Consider the following 20,975-nt stretch of genomic DNA (forward strand, 5'->3'; position numbering starts at 1 on the left):
TTGCGGGTTGGGCATCAAACTTGTGAAGATTTGGCACCTCTGCAGAGCCGCAAAACAGGTGCCTCAACCCTTCGCTCGCGGCTCGGTCGGCATCGCGAAAATACCCGCAGCACGCACCCGGTCCTTCGCGTCCTGCCGAATCGCTTGAGTGGCTGAGTCGACAAAAGAGATCACCTTCGGGCGCTCCCATTGCTGGGCGTCGTGGGCTTTCCGCGGCTGCTCGGTCAACTGAAGTGACAGTTGTGGCTCCGTACGATCCTTCCGCTTAGACACTCCATCGCTCCCGTCAGACGATCATCACGCAAGCGGAGCTTGCTCCTTATCAGACAAATCCGCAATCACTTTTGCCTCGTAATCGGCCATGCTATCCAATGGCATGCTAAATAATGGCACGGACGTTGCTGGATTAGTTCGAATAACTTTTCCAGATCTCTTTCGTTCGGCTCCTGATTTGAAAAGTTTTACATAATTCGACGGCGCGACGCCGTCGTATTGACGGAATACTACGCGCGTACGGTCTTCAGGATCTTCCGAGATGGCGTCATCATGCAATGAAACCGCGAGGCTTTTATCATATGGTTCGATATAGATGACTGATTTGATGCCAGCGGCAACAATATGCCTAGCGCAATTATGACATGGATACGTATTCGTATACAATGTCGCTTTATATATAGATCTTTTCCCTTCTCGCGCTACAGTTAGTATCGCCTCCATCTCTGCATGGATGGCCCTGGAATACTCGATCAATGAGTCGACTGCTGTGCCCTTAAATATTTCACGGACGTCAGCCCGACTGATGCCTCGCTTCAGCATGCCAGATTTGACGACACTGTCCGTTATTTCCTCAAGTATCCCGAGTCTTCTAGTCTCATTGTGACAAACGCATCCTTTCCACTTAAAGCAACGATTGTCTTTATCAACTAAAGAGCCCTTTTCTGCATCCCAAACGGACTGATCATCTTCATTGTACAGCCCGCCACCGAATTTTGGTACGTCATTCCACCCGACGGCAATCAACTCGCCATTCTCGGCCACAATAGATGCACCCACTTGACGTGACATACATGCAGAGTTCGCTGCCGCGGAACTCGCCTCGTACATTGCCGACTCGGCTCGTGTAGGCGTATGAACGCCTACACCGAATAGAATGTGCAGATAGCGCGATATATTTTGTCTCAACTCGTCCTTTTTCTTATCGTTGCATAAAAAGAAATCAGACTGGACGAATATTTTTCGAGTTTTCTGACCAAAGGTTGCAACTTCCCCTCGGTCACGGTTCATAATATTCGAGACGGATAATTCGGGAACACCTCCGTCTTTCAGTCGACTTGACCGCAACTGATCCGGCGCAAAAACGCCAAATATGCAGACCATCTCGCCATAAACTTTTTTGAATAAATCGATTTCGTCGACATGCTTTATCGAGTCAATTATGTAAGCGCGCCTGCCAGGCTTTAAAACGCCACCCTCGGCGACGCCCCCTTTTTCTTTTCGGAATTTTGCGATCCGCTCTACGGCCTTCTCTGCTAAGTAATTGTTGCCAAATTTCTCTCTAAGTTTGTTGCCAGCAGTTTGCATAACGTCTATATAGTTTGCCGCGTTAGCGGCGGGCAAAGACGTCATGCCAACTCTATGCGCCTCTGATTTTATTATGTCGCTTGGCTTAATGATAGGGCATACTGAATACTTAAATTCGACTTCCATGATCTCTCTAATAAATTCGGCCGCCGTTGAAACTCCTGAGCCCACCGGCCCGACCAACGCGATAATTAGTTCCTGAGATCTACGGTCAGAAATCGTATTTGCGACGGTCGCCTTCGTCGGCAGCGACAGCAAATCGGCGGCGGCGGTGGAACTCACCTTCACTCTCCCTAAGGCATCCCCTGAGGGGACCATTTCATCTGCACTTACGACGTGCGGTTGAAAAGGTCACACCACCGTTCAATCCGAAAAATCCACAGCCGCTCATCAGAGCGCGCTCCCTCGAGCGTGCCCGGTCAGGCGCTTGTAACAATCGATACCGTCAAAAATACCGTCAGAATTGGCGCGATTGGGAGTTACGGCCTGTTACGGCATGATCAGCAATGGGGAATTTTTGGTTGGAAACTGAGGTGCTTCACGTCTCAGCGCGTTATGCGCTGTTACAGGCTGTTATGCCTTGAGAGGGGATAAAATGGTGCCCGAAACAGGGATCGAACCTGTGACCCCACCCGTGTGAAGGGTGTGCTCTCCCGCTGAGCTATTCGGGCAGACCGGCGGAAGCCGGGTTCTTACTCCCCCCGCCGCGGATTTCAATCGGGCTTGCGCGGCGATCGAAACGATCTTCCAAACGATCTCGTATGGCGGACCCATGGCCGCCGCTTCAGGGCCGAAGAAGCTGCCCGGCGAGGCCCTTGCCGCGGACCGTATACAGAACCACCGCGTCGCCGGTCGCCAGAACCTGCATCTGCATCTGCGAGAGCTGCGGCGCGCCGCCGTCGACGCTCGAAATCCGCGCCGGCCCGCCCTTCTGCTTCAGCGAAGGCTCGAAGCGCATAAACTTCAGCGCGGTCTCGCTCTCCCCGTCCGGAACCGTCACGCCGACGAGAAAGTCGCCGTTGGGGAGCGCGCGCGCCATGTAGTCGCGCCGGACGAGATCCTTGGCGATCACCTTGGGCTTGCCCTTCGGCTTCCAGTTTCGCGGCGTGAAGCTGCGCTGTGAGCTCCGCGCCGCCCTTGGACTTGAGGCTGCGCAGGACGACGATCGAGCCGTTCGGCAGGCCGACGGCCGAGACGAAGGGGACTTCGCCGATCTTTCCCCCATCGAGCGCCCGGAACTCCTTGCCCGACGGCGTTCCGAGCGAATCATAGAGCTGGAAGAACACCGAGGCGGTTCCGCTCGTCTCGTCGCTCGCGGCCTGCTTCAGCATGAAGCCGCTGCGATAGGGCGCGGCGTCGACCAGCACGCGTCCCTCGCGGCTGAAGTCGAAGATGATCGGATCGAGCTCGTTGAGCTTGGTCACGAACCGGCCATAGGCCTCGACCTGGCGGGTCTGGGAGTTCGAGATCCTCCAGTAGGCCAGGCCGCGGCCCGCGGAGAGCCCGATCAGGCCGCCGGCTTCGAAAGTGCCGCTTTCGCTCGTGTCGACGCGGCGTTCGGTCCCTTCGGGCGCGCCCCGAGCCACGGTCTGGGCGAACAGGCCGCCCCACGAATAGATCGTGTTCATCCGGTGGTCGGCGTAACTCACGAGGATCTTCCCGCCGGCGAGCTGCAGCGCGCCGGCCGGGAACGTCCCGGCGGACGGCCCCGGCGCCGGCTTGCTGCGGCCGACGAAGAACGTCTTGCCGAGCGGCTTACCCTTCTTGTCGAACAGGCGGAGATAGGTCGAATCCGGAAAACCGGTCTGGCCGTCGTCGCGGGCCATGACGACGCCGAAGCCGCCCTTTCGCGTTTCGAACAGCGAATGGCGGATCTCTTGGCGGGAGGTCAGCGCGTCGATCGCGAAGGGCGATCCGGACAGGCTCGCGGCCGAGGCCGACGACGCCATGGCGAGCAGCGCCGCCGCAGCGAAACCGATGCGCATGCCATGCCTCCCCGACGATCGTCTCGGCGAAAGGATCATGCGCGACCGAAGGTCGTCCAATCACGACGTCGAAGGTCGAACAAGAAAATCGGACGGCGCCCCGTCGAGCGCGAAAGATGATCGAATGATTATCATGAGGCGGACGGCAGTCGCCGCAGGCGCCGCCGTCCGCCGGATCGTCGCGAAACGACCAAGCCCGGCGGCGTTTGACGCCGCCGGGTTCGTCTTCAGGGCTTGATCACCTGGCCGGTGAGGTCGGCGCCCTTCGAGGTGTAGATCGCGACGAGGTTGCCGCCGTCGAGGCCCACCATCTGCGAGAACTCGGGCGCGGCGACGCCCGCGATCCGCGCCGAGGCGCCGACCTGCTTCAGCGCGGGGCTGAAGCGGCTGTATTCGAGCGCGAGGTCCTTCGCGCCGTCGCGGACCTTCACGCCGACCACGAAGTCGCCGCCGGGAAGCGGGTGGGCGGCGTAAGGCTGGGCGAGCGCCTCCTTCGACAAGGTCTTCGGCTGTCCGAGCGGCTTGAGCGCGCCGTCATGGAGCTGTGCGGTGAGCTCCGCGCCCTTCTTGGTGGCGACGGAACGCAGCACGACGATCTGGCCGTTCGTCAGCCCCATCGCCGAGGTGAAGACGGCGTCATCGAACTTGCCGTTCTTCTCGAGCGTGGCTTCCGCGCTCTTCGGCTTGCCGTTTCCGTCGTAGACGCGGGCGAAGACCGAGGCCTTCTTGAACTTGCTGTCGTACTGGGCGTGCTGGACGATGAAGCCGTCCATGAACGGCGTCGCGCCGGAAAACAGGCTGTCCTTGCGCGTCAGGTCGATGGTCGCGGGGCTGGGATCGCCGGCCTTCGAGACGAAGCGGGCTCCGGCCTTGTTCTTCAGCTGGAGATCGATCGAGCTCCAATAGGCGAGGCCGCGGCCGTCGGAGAGCTGGAGCAGATAGCCGAACGACATCGGCCCGTCGCTCTTGGAGAGCTCGAACGCCTTGCCGGACTTCTTGCCCTTGGCCATCGCCTGGCCGGAGAAAGCCCCGGACGCGCCGGTCGGGCTGAACTTCAGATCGGTGTATCCGGCGAGCGTCTTGCCGCCGCCGAGCGGCAAGCCGCCGCCGGGAACCGTCGAGGCCGGGATGGGGCCGGTCGGAACGCCCTGGAAGACGAGGCCCTTCTTGCCGTTCGGCTTGCCCTTGGCGTCGAACAGCTGGAGGTAGATCGTCTCCGGGGTCTTGTCGCCGTCGCTGTCTTCGGAGAGCACGGCCCCGAAGCCGCCGTCCTTGTTGTTGAACGCGGTCGCCACGACGCTCTGGTTCGGAGCGCTGGGATTGAGATTGAAGGGCGCCCCCGACAGGCTCGTGGCCGATGCGGCCGACGCCCCCGCCAGCAGGATCGCCACGCTGCACGCCGCACTGATGTTCATGCGCATTCTTGTTTCCCCACGGTTGTGCACCGCGGGCGGTCATCTTCCGGCGAGGCTCGGAAGTCCAGATGGCTTGGCTGGGCGCCCTCATCTTTTTTCGCGCGGACGAGACTGTGACCCGGCATGATTATCGATCGATAACTTTCTGGCGCATAAGCATCCTACATTTGAATGGGCGTCTCGGACCGCGCGCCAATACGCTTTGGTTTCATCGCATTGACGCGGAAACCTTAAGCGGCGTTCTCACGACCCGGGAACAGGCGCGCTTCGCCGACGCGCGGCCCGACCGACGGCTTTCGTCGCCCACGACGGTTCGAGCGCACAATAATGTTACCGAGCTTCAAGCAGGAACATTCGGCAAGCCGACACGTTGCGATTGTGTCGTCGACAGACATCGCTCGCCGACCAATGAAAAGACACACATGAAGGAGGACGCGATGAAAAGAATGATTTTGGCCGCTTCGGTCTTTGCTCTGGCGACCGGCCCTGTTCTGGCCCAAACCTCGCCGTCGACAACCGACAAGCCCGCGGCGTCTGGCCAGGGCGGACAAACCGAGAAGATGTCGCCGGGAACGACTGGCGCGATGCAGAATTCGACCGGCGGCGTGGCGACCAGCCCGCAGGACGTCCAGAAGCAGGGCACGGGCGCGACCGCCCCGACCACCGAGGGCGATTCCGGCAAGGCCGGCAAACAGACCGGCGGCGGCGACAAAAAGATGTAAGTCGCCGCGACGTCAGCGGACATTAGGCGAAGGGCCGCTCGATTCTCGGGCGGCCCTTTTTGCGTCCCCTCTTCGGCGCCGCAGCGAGGAAATTCCTAGCCACTCTGACGTTTTCGTGTTCCGATCCTGTGATCGGGGAACGTGAGGGCAAGAAGAACGCAGGAGGACGTCATGCAGTGGCTCAGGCTCACGGCGCTCGGGAACCACGAGATCTATGTGAACATGTCGCTCGCGGTGCATATGCGGCGATTCGGCGAGAAGACGACCATCGACATGCTGACGAGCTCGATGGATCGAACGCATTGCGTCGGCGTCGTCGAGACCCCCGAAGAGATCCTTCAGAAGATGTGCGACTGCGGCTGGGTGTCGAAGCGCGCCGAGGCCGGCGCGGAAGTCGCCCCGCCGGTGTCCCATTGAGGCTTCGGACTTACGACTTCAACGCTTGAGGCCGCTCGCGTCGAGCGCCGCGAGATAGTCCGAGAACATCTCCGCTCCGTCGTCGCCGAAGCGGCGGAGCGCCGTCCAGGTGTAGATGCCGGTGTTGTGGCCGTCGTCGAACACGAGGCGCACCGCGTAGGAGCCCACCTCCTGCACGTCGCGGATAACGACGTTCCGCTTGCCGGGCACGATCGTCTTCTGGTCCGGCGAATGGCCCTGCACCTCGGCGCTCGGGCTTTCGACCCTCAGGAGCTCCGCCGCGATCGCGTGGCGGGCGCCGTCGGCCCAGGCCACCGTGAGGGTCCGCCCGTCGGGCGAAAGCCTCAGCTCGATCGGCCACTCTCCCTCGTTCATGCTCGATCCTTGTTGCGCCCGCGCACCTTTACGGCGCGGCGGGGCGTTCATAGCTTGTAGAACGACTCCAGGACAGAGATAACAGCCGCTCGCCCGCGGCGGGAGCGTCCGGGCGAGAAGGCAGATGAGTATGAGGAACGCGTCGCGCTGATGGACGCCCTTCCGAACATGTTCCAGTCGCCGCTCGTCGACCCGTTCGCGCGGCCGATCACCTATCTTCGCGTCTCCGTCACGGACCGCTGCGATTTCCGCTGCGTCTATTGCATGTCGGAGCACATGACGTTCCTGCCGAAGCGCGATCTCCTCAGCCTCGAGGAGCTCGACCGGCTGTGCTCGGCCTTCGTGGGCCTCGGCGTGCGGAAACTCCGGCTCACCGGCGGCGAGCCGCTGGTGCGGCGGAACCTGATGACGCTGATCCGCTCGCTCGGCCGTCACCTCGACTCGGGCGCGCTCGAGGAGCTGACGCTCACCACCAACGGCAGCCAGCTGGCCACGCACGCCGCCGACCTCTACGCCGCGGGCGTTCGCCGCATCAACGTCTCGCTCGACACGCTCGATCCAGCGAAGTTCAAGGCCGTGACCCGCTGGGGCGACCTCTCCCAGGTGCTCGGCGGCGTCGACGCCGCGCTCGCGGCCGGCCTCAAGATCAAGATCAACACGGTCGCGCTCAAGGACGTCAACGAGGACGAGATCGCCGGCATCGCCGAATGGGCGCATGGCAAGGGCATGGACCTGTCGCTGATCGAGACCATGCCGCTCGGCGACATCGAGGGCGACCGCACCGACCAGTATCTCCCCTTGAGCCTCGTCCGCGCGCGGCTGGCGAGCCGCTGGAGCCTGCAGGACATTCCTTACAAGACCGGCGGCCCGGCGCGTTACGTGCGCGTCGCCGAGACCGGCGGGCGCATCGGCTTCATCACGCCGATGACCCACAATTTCTGCGAAAGCTGCAACCGGGTGCGCGTCACCTGCACCGGCACGCTCTATATGTGCCTCGGCCAGGACGACGCCGCCGACCTTCGCGCCCCCTTGCGCGCGAGCGAAGGCGACGAGCGGCTCGTCGAGGCGATCCGCGAGGCGATCACCCGCAAGCCCAAGGGCCACGACTTTATCATCGACCGGAAGAACGCCCGCCCGGCTGTCGCACGGCACATGTCCACCACGGGCGGCTAGGCTTCTTGTCCCGGACGTGATCCGAGACAAATAGCCGACGGCGCCGGCCGATCAGACGGGGCGGTCGTCGATCTCCTATGAAATCGCATCGGTTCTGGGTCCCGGATCACGTCCGGGACAAGGGCGGGTGCATGCGCCCCAGAAACTCCCGTATCAGCGCCGCCGCCTCCGGCATGTAGCCGTCGCGCGGCCCCCAGACGATCAGCGCCGGCGGACGTTCGTCCCGGAGGTAGACCTGATAGCGCGGGAACCAGTCGAGGTTCGCACTGAGCCCCTCCATCAGGCCGACCGAGAGCGCACGGCGCGCCGCCGTGTCCATCAGCGGCCATGACAGCTTGGCGCGGTCCGCGCGTTCGGGCGCGATGGTCATGGGGCCTCCTGTCCAGCGCTCCGCTGACATCGGGGCTCCCGGCCCGGCTCCCACCCCCGGGCGCTATAATTTTCGTGAATGGCCTCAACAGTTTTCCTGATCGATCGACGCTGTGCGATCTCGCCATGCGGAAAGCGCGGTGGTAAGCAGCGCGAAAGGCGTGGCGGCGGAGGCCTCAAGAGGAGGTTTGCGCTTCGATAAAGCGCTCGAACGGGGAGAAGCCGACAATGGGCGCATTGCTCAGCGTGAGTCGCGTGATCGACGCGATGAACACGGCCATCGGCCGCGCGGCCATGTGGCTGACGCTCGCCGCGGTGCTGATCTCGACCGGCAACGCGATCATCCGCTACGTCGCGCCCCAGTACAGCTCCAACGCGTGGCTCGAAGCGCAGTGGTATCTGTTCGGCGGCACCTTCATGCTCTGCGCGGCCTATACGCTGCTGAAGAACGAGCACATCCGCATCGACGTGGTGGCGAGCCGGTGGACGAAGAAGACCCGCGACTGGGTCGACGTCGCGGGCCACGCGATCGTGCTCGTCCCGTTCTGCCTGCTGATGATCTATGACCTGTGGCCGTTCTTCCTGAACTCGTACCTGTCGGGAGAGATATCCAACAATCCGGGCGGCCTCATCGTCTGGCCGGCCAAGTTCCTGTTGCTTGCGGGCTTCGTCCTGCTGCTGCTCCAGGCGATTTCCGAACTCATCAAGCGTCTCGCCGTGATCCAGGGCCTGATCCCGGATCCTCACGAGGAGAAGCACGAGGGCGACGACGAACCCGTCGTCGCCTGACGCGCTGCCCTTCTTCTCGCTGAAACACCAAGCACCCGGCGGAACACCCGATGGTCGAGTTCTTCACCCACAACATGGCGCCGATTATGTTCGCGGCGCTCGTGATCTTCCTGCTGATGGGCTACCCGGTCGCGTTCTCGCTCGCGGCCAACGGCCTGCTGTTCGCCTTCATCGGCATCGAGCTCGGCCTGTTCGCGCCCGACTTCCTCCAGGCGCTGCCGTTCCGCGTTCTCGGCGTCATGAACAACGAGACGCTGCTGGCGATCCCGTTCTTCACCTTCATGGGCCTGATCCTCGAACGATCCGGCATGGCCGAGGATCTGCTCGACACGATCGGCCAGCTGTTCGGCCCGGCGCGCGGCGGTCTTGCTTACGCCGTGATTTTCGTCGGCGCGCTGCTCGCCGCCACCACGGGCGTGGTCGCGGCCTCGGTGATCTCGATGGGCCTGATCTCGCTGCCCATCATGCTGCGCTACGGCTACGACCGGCGGCTCGCGGCCGGCGTCATCGCGGCGTCCGGCACGCTCGCCCAGATCATCCCGCCGAGCCTCGTGCTGATCGTCATGGCCGACCAGCTCGGCAAGTCGGTCGGCGACATGTATCACGGCGCGCTGGTGCCGGGCCTGGTGCTGACCGCGCTTTACGCCGGCTACGTGTTCCTCGTCACCATGATCAAGCCGGAGTTCGCGCCGGCCCTGCCGCCGGAGGCGCGCTCGCTTCGCGGCGCGGCGCTGCTCGGCCGCGTGCTGTTCGTGCTGATCCCGCCGCTGGTGCTGATCGGCCTCGTGCTCGGCACCATCTTCATCGGCGTCGCGACGCCGACCGAAGGCGGCGCCATGGGCGCGTTCGGCGCGCTCGTGCTCGCGGGCCTCAAGCGCAAGATCAACATGCCGCTGATGCTGCATGCGCTCGACTCGACCGCGAAGCTCTCGACCTTCGTGATCTTCATCCTGATCGGCGCGCGCGTGTTCAGCCTGACGTTCTACGGCGTCGAGGGCGACAAGTGGGTCCAGGGCCTGCTGACCGGCCTGCCGGGCGGCCAGGTGGGCTTTCTGATCGTCGTCAACATCCTCGTCTTCGTGCTGGCGTTCTTCCTCGACTTCTTCGAGCTCGCCTTCATCATCGTGCCGCTGCTCGGACCGGCCGCCGCCGCGCTCGGCATCGACCTGATCTGGTTCGGCGTGATGCTGGGCGTGAACATGCAGACCTCGTTCATGCACCCGCCGTTCGGCTTCTCGCTGTTCTATCTGCGCTCGGTCGCGCCGCGCTCGTCCTACATCGACAAGATCACCAAGAGGCGCACCGAAGGCGTCACCACGGCGCAGATCTACTGGGGCGCGATCCCCTTCGTGGTGATCCAGTGCATCATGGTGGCTCTGGTGATCGCTTTCCCGCAGATGGTCACGCACTACAAGAAGGCCGGGAGCGGGGTCGATCCGAGCACGATCAAGATCGAGATCCCGGACATGGGTTACGGCGATCCCGCGCCTGGAGGCGGCGGAAACGGCCAGAAGACCGACGACTTCGGCATGCCGCCGCCGCCGGACTTCCTGCCCCCGGCGCCGAAGTAAAACGGCGTCCGGCTACCATGTTCCGATCGGCGCGCTAGCTCAGCGCGCCCGAGCCGCCCGCCCCTCCGGCGGGCGGTTTCGTGTCTGGAGGCCTCGATGGATCCCTCGATGCTCGAGCCGATCGCGCTCGCGATCAACCTGTTCGGCCTCTTCGGCTTCGGCAAGGCGCGCGAGGCCGGCCAGCTCGTCGACCAGGGCTTCGTGCTGGTGGAGGACGGCCGCTACGAGGAGGCCGTCGAGGTGCTGACGCGTGCGCTCGCGCTCGATCCGGAGGACGTCGACGCGTTGGAGCGGCGGGCGACCGCCTATCTGATGCTGGAGCAGCGCGCGCTCGCGATCGCCGACCTTCAGACGGCCGCCTCGCTCGCGCCCCAGGCCGCGGAGGTGCGGGCCGGGCTCTGCGCGGCGATCGCCGAGAGCGACCCGGCGGCCGCCATGCCTCATTGCGACATCGCGATCCGGCTCGATCCCGAGGACGCGCCCTCGCTCAACAACCGCTCCACGGCGCTCGGCCTGCTCGGCCGGGACGAGGAGGCGCTCGCCGATCTCGACCGCGCCGTCGCTCTCGCGCCCGACGAGTTCATCTTCCGCGCCAACCGCGCCATCACGCTGGTCGAGCTCGGGGAGTTCGAACGCGCAGCGGAGGACGTCGACTACGCGCTCGCGATTCAGCCGAACGATCCCACCATGATGCTCGCCCTCGCGCGGATCGTCCTCTCGCGCGGCGACGTCGCCGAAGCGCGGGCGCTCGTGGGCTCGGTCCTGAACCGCGGCTCCGACCACGCCGAGGCGCTCGCCGTCGCCGGCTGGGTGTCGCTCGCCGAGGACGCGCCCTCGGCCGCCGTCGAGGCGTTCGACCTCGCGCTCGCTCGTCAGTCGGGCGGGCGCGAAGGCCAGTTGAGGGACCGCGTAAAATGGATGGCGCTCTGCGGCCGCTCGGCTGCGCGCCGCTCCCTCGGCGACGTCGCGGGCGCGGAGGCAGATCTCGGCTCGGCCCGCGACCTCAAGCCGTCGGTCGACCGCGTCGCGGCGGCCTGGGGGCGTCCGCTCAGCTCGCAGCCTTGAGCTGGGGCTCGGCGCTCGCGCCGTTCGAGGGCGCGGCCTCAAGCGCGTCGAGGAAGCTGCGGCACCACCACGCGACGTCGTGCTCGGCGATGCGCTCATACATGCGCCGCCAGCGGTCGAGCCGCTCGTCGAGCGGCATTTCGAGCGCCCGCGAGATCGCGCCCGCGGTGCCGTCGATGTCGTAGGGGTTGGTGATCAGCGCGCCGTCGAGCTCGGCCGCGGCGCCTGCGAAGCGCGAGAGCAGCAGCACGCCCGGGTCGTCCGGCTTCTGCGCCGCCACGAACTCCTTGGCCACGAGATTCATGCCGTCGCGAAGCGGCGTCACGAGCCCGACGCGCGCAAGCCGATAGAGCCCCGCAAGCGCGTTGCGGCCGACGGTTCGGTTCACGTAGCGGATCGGCGTCCAGTCGAGATCGGCGTGCTGGCCGTTCACGCGGCCGGCGAGCTCCGCCACCTCCTTCTCCATCGCGGCGTATTCGGCGACCTCGGAGCGCGATTTCGGGGTCACCTGGAGATAGGTGACCTTGCCGCGCGCCTCGGTGTCGAGCGTCAGGAACGACTGGAAAGCGAGCATGCGTTCGGCGATGCCCTTGGAGTAGTCGAGCCTGTCGACCCCGATGATGAGGCTTTTCCCGACGAGGCTCTCGTCCATGCGCTGGACGAGCGTGTTGTCGTCGGACTTGGCGGCGATGTCGGCGAAGGCCTTGGTCTCGATGCCGACCGGCCAGGCCTCCACACGCACCGCGCGGCCATGGATCACGAAGCGGCCGTCCGACATGCGGCGGCCGACCTTCTCGCGGCGCAGATACGTCTCGAAATTCTCGACGTCGAGCGGGGTCTGGAAGCCGATCACGTCATAGGCCGCGAGCCCGCGCACGAGGTCGGCGTGGTTCGGCAGAACGGTGAGGATGTCGGGCGGCGGGAACGGGATGTGGAGGAAGAAGCCGATCCGGCAGCGCACGCCCGCCTGTCTCAGTTCGTTGGCGAGCGGGATCAGATGATAGTCATGGATCCAGACGACGTCGTCGGCCTCGACCATCGGCGCGAGCAGCTTCGCGAACAGCCGGTTGACGCGGTAGTAGCCGCCGAGCGTCACGCGGGTGAAGTCGGTCAGGTCCATCCGGTAGTGGAACAGCGGCCACAGCATCCGGTTGGAGAAGCCCGCGTAATAGTCCTCGAGATCGCGCTGGCTGAGGTCGACAAGCGCGTAGGTGACCTTGCCGCGCTCAAGCGTGCGGACCTCGCTCGCCTCGTCATGACGGGCGGTGTCGCCGCTCCAGCCGAACCAGACGCCGCCGCGCTCCTCCATCGCGCCTGACAGCGCGACCGCGAGCCCGCCGGCCGGCGGCTGGCCGCCCTTCGGCACCGGCACGCGATTGGAGACCACGATCAGCCGCGACATGGCGCGGCTCCATGCTCTTCTTGGCGGCGCACCGGCCGGGGCGCGCATGTGGCGCGGCGATCAAATGAATGGGTGTTCATGTCCGCCGTTAAAACGCCACGTCGCCGCCGCTTGTTCCCATCTTTTTGCACTGCGGCGCCATATGGCGCTTCAAACGGCCGGGACCAGTGCGGCGATGGCGCCTTCGAGCTCGTCGAAGTGGTCGATGACGACGTCGCCGCCGAGTTCGTGCGGGGGCGTGACGGTGTAGCCGAAGCTCATCACGACCACGGGAACGCCCGCGTTCTTCGCCGCGCCGACGTCGGTGAAGGCGTCGCCGACCATCACCGCGCGCGCGACGTCGCCGCCGGCCCGCTGGATCGCGCCGAGCAGCGACTGCGGGTCGGGCTTCGACGTCGGGAACGTGTCGCCGCCCACGATCACGTCGAACTTGTCGGTCATCTCGAGCGTGTCCAGCAGCTGGCGCGCGAGCCTCTCGACCTTGTTGGTGCAGACCGCGAGCTTGGCGCCGGACGCGCGGAGCCGGTCGAGCGCCTCGAGGCAGCCCGGATAGGGCCGGCTCTCGTCGGCGATGTGGGCGCCGTAGTGCTCGAGAAAGATCGCGTGCAGCTCGTCGACGCGGGACTTTTCGAGGCGGCGGCCGGCCGCCTCCAGCCCGCGCTCGACCAGCGCCCGCGCGCCCGCGCCGATGAGGTCGCGGCCCTGCTCGTAGGGCAGCGGCGGCGCGCCGTCGGCCGCGAGCGACACGGTGAGCGCCGCGATCAGGTCCGGCGCGGTCTCGACGAGGGTGCCGTCGAGATCGAACACGACGGTGAGCGGAATGTCGTTGGTCATGAGGCTCGGGGGGATGGCTTGGAAGGGGGCGATGTCGCCCCGGCATAGGCCTGCTAGGCTCCGCCCCGTCAACCGCCGCGATTCGACGCGCGGCGCGAATTGCGATCCGGGAGGCCGCCATGGGAACGTTCCGGGGACTGACGTCGGGGATCGCCGCCGCACTGCTTTCCGCCTCCGTCGCCGTCGCGCAGGAGCCCGCCCCGCCCCCGCCGCAGGACTACGAGTTCCTCGCCGCGCCCCAGACCGACCTCAACCGCATGTTCCGCGTCGAGAAGACGACCGGCGAGATCGGCGTCTGCCAATACGCCGTGAAGGACGGCTCGGTCGGCGTCACGCTCTGCCTCGCGCCTGGCGAAGGCGCCGGGCCCCAGGAGCCGGGATCCTACGGCCTCGCCGCCTCCAGCCACACGCAGGAGGGCGGCGTCTATCGCGTCGAGCGCCGAACCGGCCGTATGAGCGCCTGCTACGTGCTCGGCGAACAGGTGGTCTGCACGCCGCAGGCGCGGTGAGTTCGGCCGGAGCGCCGACGGACGGCCCCGGCGCAGGAACAGCCGCCCGGTCGCCCCGGCGCGCGAACCTCCGCCCGTCATCCCGGCCGAAGAGCCGGGATCCAGAGCCGAGGCGGACCGAGAGCCAGGCGCCGGCGTCGGTTCTGGATCCCGGGTCAGGCCCGGGATGACGGCTGGCGGGTCGGGCGCTCAGCCACTGGGGCGCATGGGTCGCCCCGGCCATCCCCGGCGCAGGAACAGCCCCGGTCGCCCCCCGCGCGAGAACCTCCGCCCGTCATCCCGGCCGAAGAGCCGGGATCCAGAACCGAGGCGGACCGGGAGCCAGGCGCCGGCGTCGGCTCTGGATCCCGGGTCAGGCCCGGGATGACGGCTGGCGGGTCGGGCGCCCTATCACTCCGGCGCGAGGGTCGCCCCGGCCATCCCCGACGCAGGAACAGCCGCCCCGGTCGCCCCCCGCGCGCGAACCTCCGCCCATCATCCCGGCCGAAGAGCCGGGATCCAGAACCGAAGCGGACCGGGAGCCAGGCGGCGCCGGCGTCGGTTCTGGATCCCGGGTCAGGCCCGGGATGACGGCTGGCGGGTCGGGCGCTCAGCCACTCCGGCGCGAGGGTGGCCCCGGCCATCCCCGGCGCAGGAACAGCCCCCGTCGCCCCCGGCGCGCGAACCTCCGCCCGTCATCCCGGCCGAAGAGCCGGGATCAAGAACCGAGGCGGACCGAGAGCCAAGCGCCGGCGTCGGCTCTGGATCCCGGGTCAGGCCCGGGATGACGGCTGGCGGGTCGGGCGCTCTCGGGCGGCGAGACCGGGCAAAACCGTCTCCCGCGTTCTCACGTCTTGCCTCGAAGGCGGTCCCTGACCGGCCCCGGCGGCCGTCCCGGTCGACGGCGTCGACAGACCATCGGGACGCCCACCCTTTTTCCGCCTCATGAGCCTCTATAGAGTCGCGCGCGCACTCGCCCCGCCAGGAGACGTCATGAGCCACGCCGACCGCCCCTCTTCCGCGCGACGGCGCTCGCTCTCGCCGCGGGCCTCGCGTTCGCGCCGCTTCAGCCGGCCGTCGCCCGCCCGGCGCCGGAGAGCTTCGCCGATCTCGCCGAGGGCATCATCGACAGCGTGGTCAACATCTCGACCTCGCAGAACGCGCCGGCGGCCGCCGAAAAGGCGGTGCCGAGCCCGCAGGTGCCGGAAGGCTCGCCCTTCGAGGACTTCTTCGACGAGTTCTTCAACAAGCGCGGCGACAACGGCCCGAAGCGGCCCTCGCGCAAGCAGACGTCGCTCGGCTCCGGCTTCGTGATCGACCCCAACGGCATCGTGGTGACCAACAACCACGTGATCGACGGCGCGGACGAGATCACGGTCAACTTCAACGACGGCTCGAAGCTCACCGCCGAACTCGTCGGCAAGGACCAGAAGACCGACATGGCGGTGCTGCGGGTGAAGCCGCCGAAGCCGCTCAAGGCAGTCAAGTTCGGCGACGCCGAGAAGCTGCGGGTCGGCGACTGGGTGCTCGCCATCGGCAACCCGTTCGGCCTCGGCGGGTCGGTCTCGGCCGGCATCGTCTCGGCGCGCAACCGCAACATCAATTCCGGCCCCTACGACAACTTCATCCAGACCGACGCCGCCATCAACCGCGGCAATTCGGGCGGACCGCTGTTCAACACCGACGGCGACGTCGTCGGCATCAACACCGCGATCATCTCGCCGTCGGGCGGGTCGATCGGCATCGGCTTCTCGGTGCCGTCCACGATCGCCAAGAACGTCGTCGACCAGATCCTCCAGTTCGGCGAGACGCGTCGCGGCTGGATCGGCGTGCGCATCCAGGAGGTCACCGACGACATCGCCGAGAGCCTCGGCATCAAGGGTCCGGACAAGGGCGCGCTGATCGCCGGCGTCAACGACGACGGGCCGGCGGCGAAGGCGGGCATGCAGTCCGGCGACGTGGTGCTGAAGTTCGACGGCAAGCCGGTGCGCGCGATGCGCGACCTGCCGCGGATCGTCGCCGACACCGTGATCGACCGCGAGGTCGAGGTCACGGTGTGGCGCAAGGACAAGGAAGTGACGCTGAAGCTGAAGGTCGGCCGCCTCGAGGAAACCGATCCGAAGCAGGCCGCGCTCAAGGCGCCCTCGCCCGCCGAGGAGCCGAAGACGGGCGCGGCGCTCGGCCTGTCCTTCACGGCGATCACCGACGAGCTGCGGCTGAAGTTCAGCCTCAAGCCCGACGCCAAGGGCCTCGTCATCACCAAGGTCGATCCCGGCTCGAAGGCGCAGGAGAACCAGATCCAGGAAGGCGACCTGCTGGTCGAGGTCGCGCAGGAGACGGTGGAGAAGCCGGCCGACGTGACCAAGCGCCTCGACGCGCTCAAGAAGGAAGGCAAAAAGACCGCGCTGCTGCTGCTCTCCGGCAAGCAGGGCGACGTGCGGTTCGTCGCGCTGTCGATCGAATAGGCCTTACAGTCTCACGGCCTCGTTGAGGCGGCGGAGCTCGTCCTCGACGAGCTTCATCACGGTCTCGCCCGCCGAGGCGAGGCCGTTCATCTCCTGCGCCACCACGTTGAAGCCAAGGCCGTGCTCGGCCGCGCGCGCGGCTTCGATGCGCGCGTTGAGCGCGAGCAGGCGCAGCGTCTTCAGCGTCTTGAAGATCTCGCCGATCGACTCGTTGATCTGCCGGACCGAGTCGCGGCCCTGCTCGAGCTTCTTGGCGAGCCCCGTCAGCCGGCCGGACTCGAGGATGATGCCGTCGAGATAGCGCGCGACGCCGGTCTCCGGATCGGGATCGCAGCCGCCGCCGGTCTCGTGGACGTAGCGCCAGCCGCCGTCCGGCGCTTTCAGACGGTAGGCGACCTGCCAGCGCCCGCCGGTCTCGAGCGCCTTGGCGACCGCGTCGTTGACGAGATCGAGGTCCTCGGGATGGATCAGAGCGCTGAAGGAGCTGCGCTTGCGCACGAAGGCCTCGGCGTCGAGCCCTGTGAGCTCCTCGAAACCGGACGAGACCCACACCATGGCGTAGTCGTCGCGGTTCAGGCCCCGATAGAGAAAGCCGTCGATGCGGCCGCCGATGCTGAGCGTGTAGTCGGCGAGATCGATCGTCGCTGCGTCTGCGCTCGCCATCACGCCCCCCTGGCGCTGCATGAACCGGATCAGCCGTACGGATCCGACCGGGACAGTGATCACGGCGCAGGCTTAACGACGAATTACTTTCTCGTAAAAATAACGCAACGCGTCCGACAAGAATTTCGGGACGATCGATGCTTGGGCGCCCTGGCAAATATTCAAGCAACGCGATCCGATCAAAGTCGCGTCGCCTGCCCTCGTCATGAGCGCGCGTGGTCAGCCGCCGACGAACTCGTCGGACCGGTATCCCTGCAGAAACAGGAGCGCGGTCAGGTCGCCATGGTCGATGCGGACATGGGCGGCCTGCGCCACCGCGGGCTTGGCCCGATAGGCGACGCCAAGGCCCGCAGCGCCGAGCATCGCGAGATCGTTCGCGCCGTCGCCGACCGCAAGCGTCTCCGCCGTCTTCAGCCCGCGGCTCGCCATCAGGTCGTTGAGCGCCGCGAGCTTGGCCTCCTTGCCGAGGATCGGCTCGGCGACCTTGCCCGTGAGCTTGCCGGCCTCTTCAAGAAGCGTGTTGGAGCGATGCTCGTGGAAGCCGAGCGTCGCCGCGATCGCGCCCGTGAAAGCCGTGAAGCCGCCCGAGACCAGCGCCGCATAGGCCCCGTCGGCGCGCATGGTCGCCAGCAGCGTCTTGGCGCCGGGCATCAGCGTGATGCGGTTGGCGAGCACGCGCGACACGGTCTCGGCCGCCGGCAGGCCTTCGAGCAGCGCCACACGCTCGCGCAGCGCCGGTTCGAAGGCGATCTCGCCGTTCATCGCCCGCTCGGTGATAGCCGAGACCTGCGCCTTCAGCCCGAGCACGCCTGCAAGCTCGTCGAGGCATTCCTGCTCGATCATGGTGGAGTCCATGTCGGCGATGAGCAGCCGCTTGCGCCGCACTTCGACGGGGACGACCGCGACGTCGATCGGCGCGCCGCCGAGCGCCTCGACGAGCCTCGCGCGGACGTCCCCGGGATCGCAGCGCGAGACCTCGAACTCCGCCGCGACGCCGTCGGCGAGCACGCGCGCCTTCGCGCCCGAAAGGGCGGCGGAGACGCAAGCGAGCGCGCGTTCGTCCACCGCCGGCCGCGCGGGGTTCGAAATCAGCACGGCGGCGAAGGACTGGCTCATCGAAAGAACGGCTCCGGGTTCCGGGGCCTCGTCTATAAGGACCGCGACGCCCGCCGCAACCTTGGGCGATGAGCTGAGATGCATGGCCGCTGAGCCGCCGATCCGCGCCGTCCTGATCGCCGGCCCGACCGCCTCGGGCAAGTCGGCGCTCGCGCTCGCTTTGGCGGAGCGCTGCGGCGGCGTGGTGGCGAACGCCGACGCGAGCCAGGTCTATGCGGACCTGCGGGTGCTCTCCGCCCGCCCCAGCGAAGCCGACGAGGCCCGCGCGCCCCATGCGCTCTACGGCCATGTGGACGCAGCCGAGGCCTATGCGGTCGGCCGCTATCTCGACGACGTCCACAGGGTTATCAACAGGTTAAGCGCTGGTTTTGAGCCGGGTTCTCAACAGGCCGTCGAACCCGGCCGCGTCCCGATTTTCGTTGGCGGCACTGGGCTTTATCTCGAAGCGCTGACCGCGGGGCTCGCGGCCGTCCCCGCCATTCCCGACGAGGTGCGCGTGCGCTGGCGGTCCTTCGGTCCGGCGGCCGAGCTCCACGCCGAACTCGCCCGCCGGGACCCCGAAATGGCGGCGCGGCTGAGGCCCACCGACCCGCAGCGCCTCATCCGCGCTCTGGAGGTGCTGGAGGCGACCGGCCGCTCGCTCGCGCGCTGGCAGGAGGAAGCGACGCGCGGGCCGCTCGACCCCGCCGAGACGCTGCGCATCGCGCTCGCGCCCGACCGCGCGATTTTGAGGGAGCGCATCGCCGCGCGGCTCGACGGCATGGCGCGCGACGGCGCGGTCGAGGAGGCGGCGAAGCTCGACGCCCGCAGTCTCGACCCAGCGCTGCCGGCGATGAAGGCGCTCGGCGTTCGCCCGCTCGCCGCTCATGCCCGCGGCGAGATCAGCCTCGACGAGGCGCTGGAGCGCACCCGCCTCGACACCGGCCGCTACGCCAAGCGCCAGTCGACCTGGTTCCGGAACCGGATGCCGGGCTGGCTCCAGGCCGCGCCGGACGAGGCGCTGGAGCTGGCGATTCGAGAAATCGGGCGGCGGGGAACCGCGCCGCCGCCCTTGTCCCGGACTTGATCCGGGACCCAGAACCGGCACGGTTCAGAGGAGAAGCGGCGCGCGTTCTGCAACTTCCGGAAGCGGCCTCGGTTCTGGGTCCCGGATCAAGTCCGGGAAAAGAACCCTACGCCGCCGCTTTCTTGCGCCGGGCCTCTTCCGCCTCGGCGCAGGCGAGCGCCATGCAGACGGCGATGATCTCCGAGGCGACCTTCACGTCGGCGAGCGTCGGGAAGGACGGCGCCAGCCGCAGGTTCGAGTCCTGCGGATCCTTGCCATACGGGTACGTCGCGCCGGCCGGCGTCAGCGCGAGCCCCGCCTCCTTGGCGAGCGCGACGGTCCGCGAGGCCGCGCCCGGCGCGAGGTCGACCGAGACGAAGTAGCCGCCCGCAGGCGTGATCCAGGTCGCAGCGCCGAGGCCGCCGAGCCGCGCCTGAAGCGCGTCCGTCACCGCCTTGAACTTCGGAGCGAGCGAGCCGCGGTGCTTGTCCATATGGGCGGCGAGGCCCGCCTCGTCCTTCAGGAAGCGCACGTGACGCAGCTGGTTCAGCTTGTCCGGGCCGATGGTCTGTTTGCCGGCGCGGGCCTGCTGCCACTTCACGTTGGCCTCCGACGAGGCGAAGAAGGCGAGGCCTGCGCCCGCCACCGTCATCTTGGAGGTCGAGGCGAACACGAAGGCCCGGTCCGGATGGCCGGCCGCGGCGCATTCGTCGAGAATGTTGAGGATCTCGGCCTTGGCGTCCGTCAGGTGATGGACCGCATAGGCGTTGTCCCAAAACAGGCGGAAGTCCGGCGCAGCCGTCTCCATCTTCGCGAGGCGCCGCACGGTCTCGTCCGAATAGGTCTCGGCCGTCGGGTTCGAATATTTCGGCACGCACCACATGCCCTTCACGGCCGGGTCGCGCACGAGCTCCTCGACCTGGTCCATGTCCGGGCCTTCGCCCGTGAGCCGCACCGGGATCATCCTGATCCCGAATTCCTCGCAGATCGCGAAATGGCGGTCGTAGCCGGGCGCCGGGCAGAGGAAGACGATCTCCTCTTCCTTGCTCCACGGCCGCGCGGAGCCCGGCACGCCCTTCAGCAGCGCCCAGACGATGACGTCGTGCATCATGGCGAGGCTGGCGTTGCCGCCCACCACGACCCGCTCGGCCGGCGCGCCCATGGTGCCGGCGAAGAGCTTTCTGGTCTCCGCCAGCCCCTGAAGGTTGCCGTAGTTGCGGGCGTCTTCATTGGCCTCGGAGGTGTGGTCGCGGTTGCCGGGCAGCGCCAGCATGCCCTCGGCGAAGACGAGCTGCTCGGGCGAGGGCTTGCCGCGGGTCATGTCGAGTTTCAGGCCGCGCGCCTTGAACGCGTCGAGATCGGCGCGGGTCTTGGCGAGAAAGGCTTCGAGGTCGGCGGCGGAGAGATCGGCGAGAGCGGCGGTCACGGGAAGGATCCTCAGGCGGGAGGCGGTCGAACGGGCGCGTTCTACGCCTCATGCGCGCGGCATGCCAGAGGAAG

19 protein-coding genes and 1 tRNA gene are annotated in these 20,975 nt (G+C 66.7%); 9 read left to right on the top strand and 11 right to left on the bottom strand.

Features of this window, described 5'->3' with window-relative positions:
* Positions 1–297: 297 nt before the first annotated feature.
* From K6K41_RS04240 to K6K41_RS04255, 4 genes are all read right to left on the bottom strand, one after another.
* Positions 298–1,863 (bottom strand): anti-phage dCTP deaminase, encoded by a 1,566-nt coding sequence (locus K6K41_RS04240; protein WP_261404043.1) that lies wholly within the window; start codon positions 1,861–1,863, stop codon positions 298–300.
* Between the two features lie 314 nt (positions 1,864–2,177).
* Positions 2,178–2,252, bottom strand: a tRNA-Val gene (locus K6K41_RS04245).
* A gap of 42 nt (positions 2,253–2,294) precedes the next feature.
* Positions 2,295–3,566, bottom strand: a complete 1,272-nt coding sequence (locus K6K41_RS04250; protein ID WP_261404044.1) for a hypothetical protein — start codon at positions 3,564–3,566, stop codon at positions 2,295–2,297.
* A gap of 227 nt (positions 3,567–3,793) precedes the next feature.
* Positions 3,794–4,981 (bottom strand): hypothetical protein, encoded by a 1,188-nt coding sequence (locus K6K41_RS04255; RefSeq protein ID WP_261404045.1) that lies wholly within the window; start codon positions 4,979–4,981, stop codon positions 3,794–3,796.
* 68 nt (positions 4,982–5,049) lie between these two features.
* On the opposite strand from K6K41_RS04255, the gene K6K41_RS04260 reads away from it, so the two are divergent.
* Both K6K41_RS04260 and K6K41_RS04265 read left to right on the top strand, forming a co-directional pair.
* Complete coding sequence (locus K6K41_RS04260; RefSeq protein ID WP_261404046.1) at positions 5,050–5,703, top strand: hypothetical protein; 654 nt, start codon at positions 5,050–5,052, stop codon at positions 5,701–5,703.
* Between the two features lie 171 nt (positions 5,704–5,874).
* Positions 5,875–6,120 carry a hypothetical protein gene (locus K6K41_RS04265; RefSeq protein ID WP_261404047.1) on the top strand — a complete coding sequence of 82 codons (246 nt, stop codon included), beginning with the start codon at positions 5,875–5,877 and terminating at the stop codon, positions 6,118–6,120.
* 18 nt (positions 6,121–6,138) lie between these two features.
* On the opposite strand, the gene K6K41_RS04270 is transcribed toward K6K41_RS04265, so the two are convergent.
* Positions 6,139–6,495, bottom strand: a complete 357-nt coding sequence (locus tag K6K41_RS04270) for a gamma-butyrobetaine hydroxylase family protein (protein ID WP_261404048.1) — start codon at positions 6,493–6,495, stop codon at positions 6,139–6,141.
* Between the two features lie 150 nt (positions 6,496–6,645).
* On the opposite strand from K6K41_RS04270, the gene moaA reads away from it, so the two are divergent.
* A complete protein-coding gene (gene moaA / locus K6K41_RS04275; protein WP_261404049.1) occupies positions 6,646–7,668 on the top strand; it encodes a GTP 3',8-cyclase MoaA in 1,023 nt (340 codons plus the stop codon).
* 106 nt (positions 7,669–7,774) lie between these two features.
* On the opposite strand, the gene K6K41_RS04280 is transcribed toward moaA, so the two are convergent.
* A complete protein-coding gene (locus K6K41_RS04280; RefSeq protein ID WP_378146409.1) occupies positions 7,775–8,038 on the bottom strand; it encodes a hypothetical protein in 264 nt (87 codons plus the stop codon).
* A 266-nt stretch (positions 8,039–8,304) separates the two neighbouring features.
* Between K6K41_RS04280 and K6K41_RS04285 the strand changes: the two genes are divergently transcribed.
* From K6K41_RS04285 to K6K41_RS04295, 3 genes are all read left to right on the top strand, one after another.
* Positions 8,305–8,826, top strand: coding sequence for a TRAP transporter small permease subunit (locus K6K41_RS04285; RefSeq protein WP_261404050.1), 522 nt, complete (start codon positions 8,305–8,307; stop codon positions 8,824–8,826).
* A gap of 50 nt (positions 8,827–8,876) precedes the next feature.
* A complete protein-coding gene (locus tag K6K41_RS04290) occupies positions 8,877–10,397 on the top strand; it encodes a TRAP transporter large permease (protein WP_261404051.1) in 1,521 nt (506 codons plus the stop codon).
* A 96-nt stretch (positions 10,398–10,493) separates the two neighbouring features.
* A complete protein-coding gene (locus K6K41_RS04295; protein ID WP_261404052.1) occupies positions 10,494–11,462 on the top strand; it encodes a tetratricopeptide repeat protein in 969 nt (322 codons plus the stop codon).
* On the opposite strand, the gene otsA is transcribed toward K6K41_RS04295, so the two are convergent.
* Complete coding sequence (gene otsA, locus K6K41_RS04300; RefSeq protein ID WP_261404053.1) at positions 11,446–12,864, bottom strand: alpha,alpha-trehalose-phosphate synthase (UDP-forming); 1,419 nt, start codon at positions 12,862–12,864, stop codon at positions 11,446–11,448. The two genes, K6K41_RS04295 and otsA, sit on opposite strands and share 17 nt — an antisense overlap.
* 150 nt (positions 12,865–13,014) lie before the next feature.
* Positions 13,015–13,698 carry a phosphoglycolate phosphatase gene (gene gph / locus K6K41_RS04305; RefSeq protein WP_261404054.1) on the bottom strand — a complete coding sequence of 228 codons (684 nt, stop codon included), beginning with the start codon at positions 13,696–13,698 and terminating at the stop codon, positions 13,015–13,017.
* 119 nt (positions 13,699–13,817) lie between these two features.
* Here gph and K6K41_RS04310 point away from each other — a divergent pair, with 119 nt between their 5' ends.
* Together K6K41_RS04310 and K6K41_RS04315 are read left to right on the top strand one after the other, a co-directional pair.
* On the top strand, positions 13,818–14,207 hold the full coding sequence (locus K6K41_RS04310; RefSeq protein WP_261404055.1) for a hypothetical protein: 390 nt from the start codon (positions 13,818–13,820) through the stop codon (positions 14,205–14,207).
* 1,112 nt (positions 14,208–15,319) lie between these two features.
* Positions 15,320–16,651, top strand: coding sequence for a Do family serine endopeptidase (locus K6K41_RS04315; RefSeq protein ID WP_261404056.1), 1,332 nt, complete (start codon positions 15,320–15,322; stop codon positions 16,649–16,651).
* 3 nt (positions 16,652–16,654) lie between these two features.
* Here K6K41_RS04315 and K6K41_RS29255 read toward each other — a convergent pair whose 3' ends face one another.
* A complete protein-coding gene (locus K6K41_RS29255; RefSeq protein WP_315855137.1) occupies positions 16,655–17,314 on the bottom strand; it encodes a PAS domain-containing protein in 660 nt (219 codons plus the stop codon).
* Between the two features lie 219 nt (positions 17,315–17,533).
* Positions 17,534–18,430, bottom strand: coding sequence for a phosphoserine phosphatase SerB (gene serB / locus K6K41_RS04330; RefSeq protein WP_261404057.1), 897 nt, complete (start codon positions 18,428–18,430; stop codon positions 17,534–17,536).
* Positions 18,431–18,512: 82 nt separating this feature from the next.
* Between serB and miaA the strand changes: the two genes are divergently transcribed.
* Positions 18,513–19,496, top strand: coding sequence for a tRNA (adenosine(37)-N6)-dimethylallyltransferase MiaA (miaA, locus tag K6K41_RS04335; RefSeq protein ID WP_261404058.1), 984 nt, complete (start codon positions 18,513–18,515; stop codon positions 19,494–19,496).
* Between the two features lie 106 nt (positions 19,497–19,602).
* On the opposite strand, the gene K6K41_RS04340 is transcribed toward miaA, so the two are convergent.
* The gene (locus tag K6K41_RS04340) at positions 19,603–20,901 is read right to left on the bottom strand and encodes an aspartate aminotransferase type Ic (protein ID WP_261404059.1); all 1,299 of its coding nucleotides are present in this window, start codon (positions 20,899–20,901) and stop codon (positions 19,603–19,605) included.
* Between the last annotated feature and the right edge of the window lie 74 nt (positions 20,902–20,975).

The organism is Chenggangzhangella methanolivorans (assembly GCF_019797865.1).
GTDB lineage: Bacteria > Pseudomonadota > Alphaproteobacteria > Rhizobiales > Methylopilaceae > Methylopila > Methylopila methanolivorans.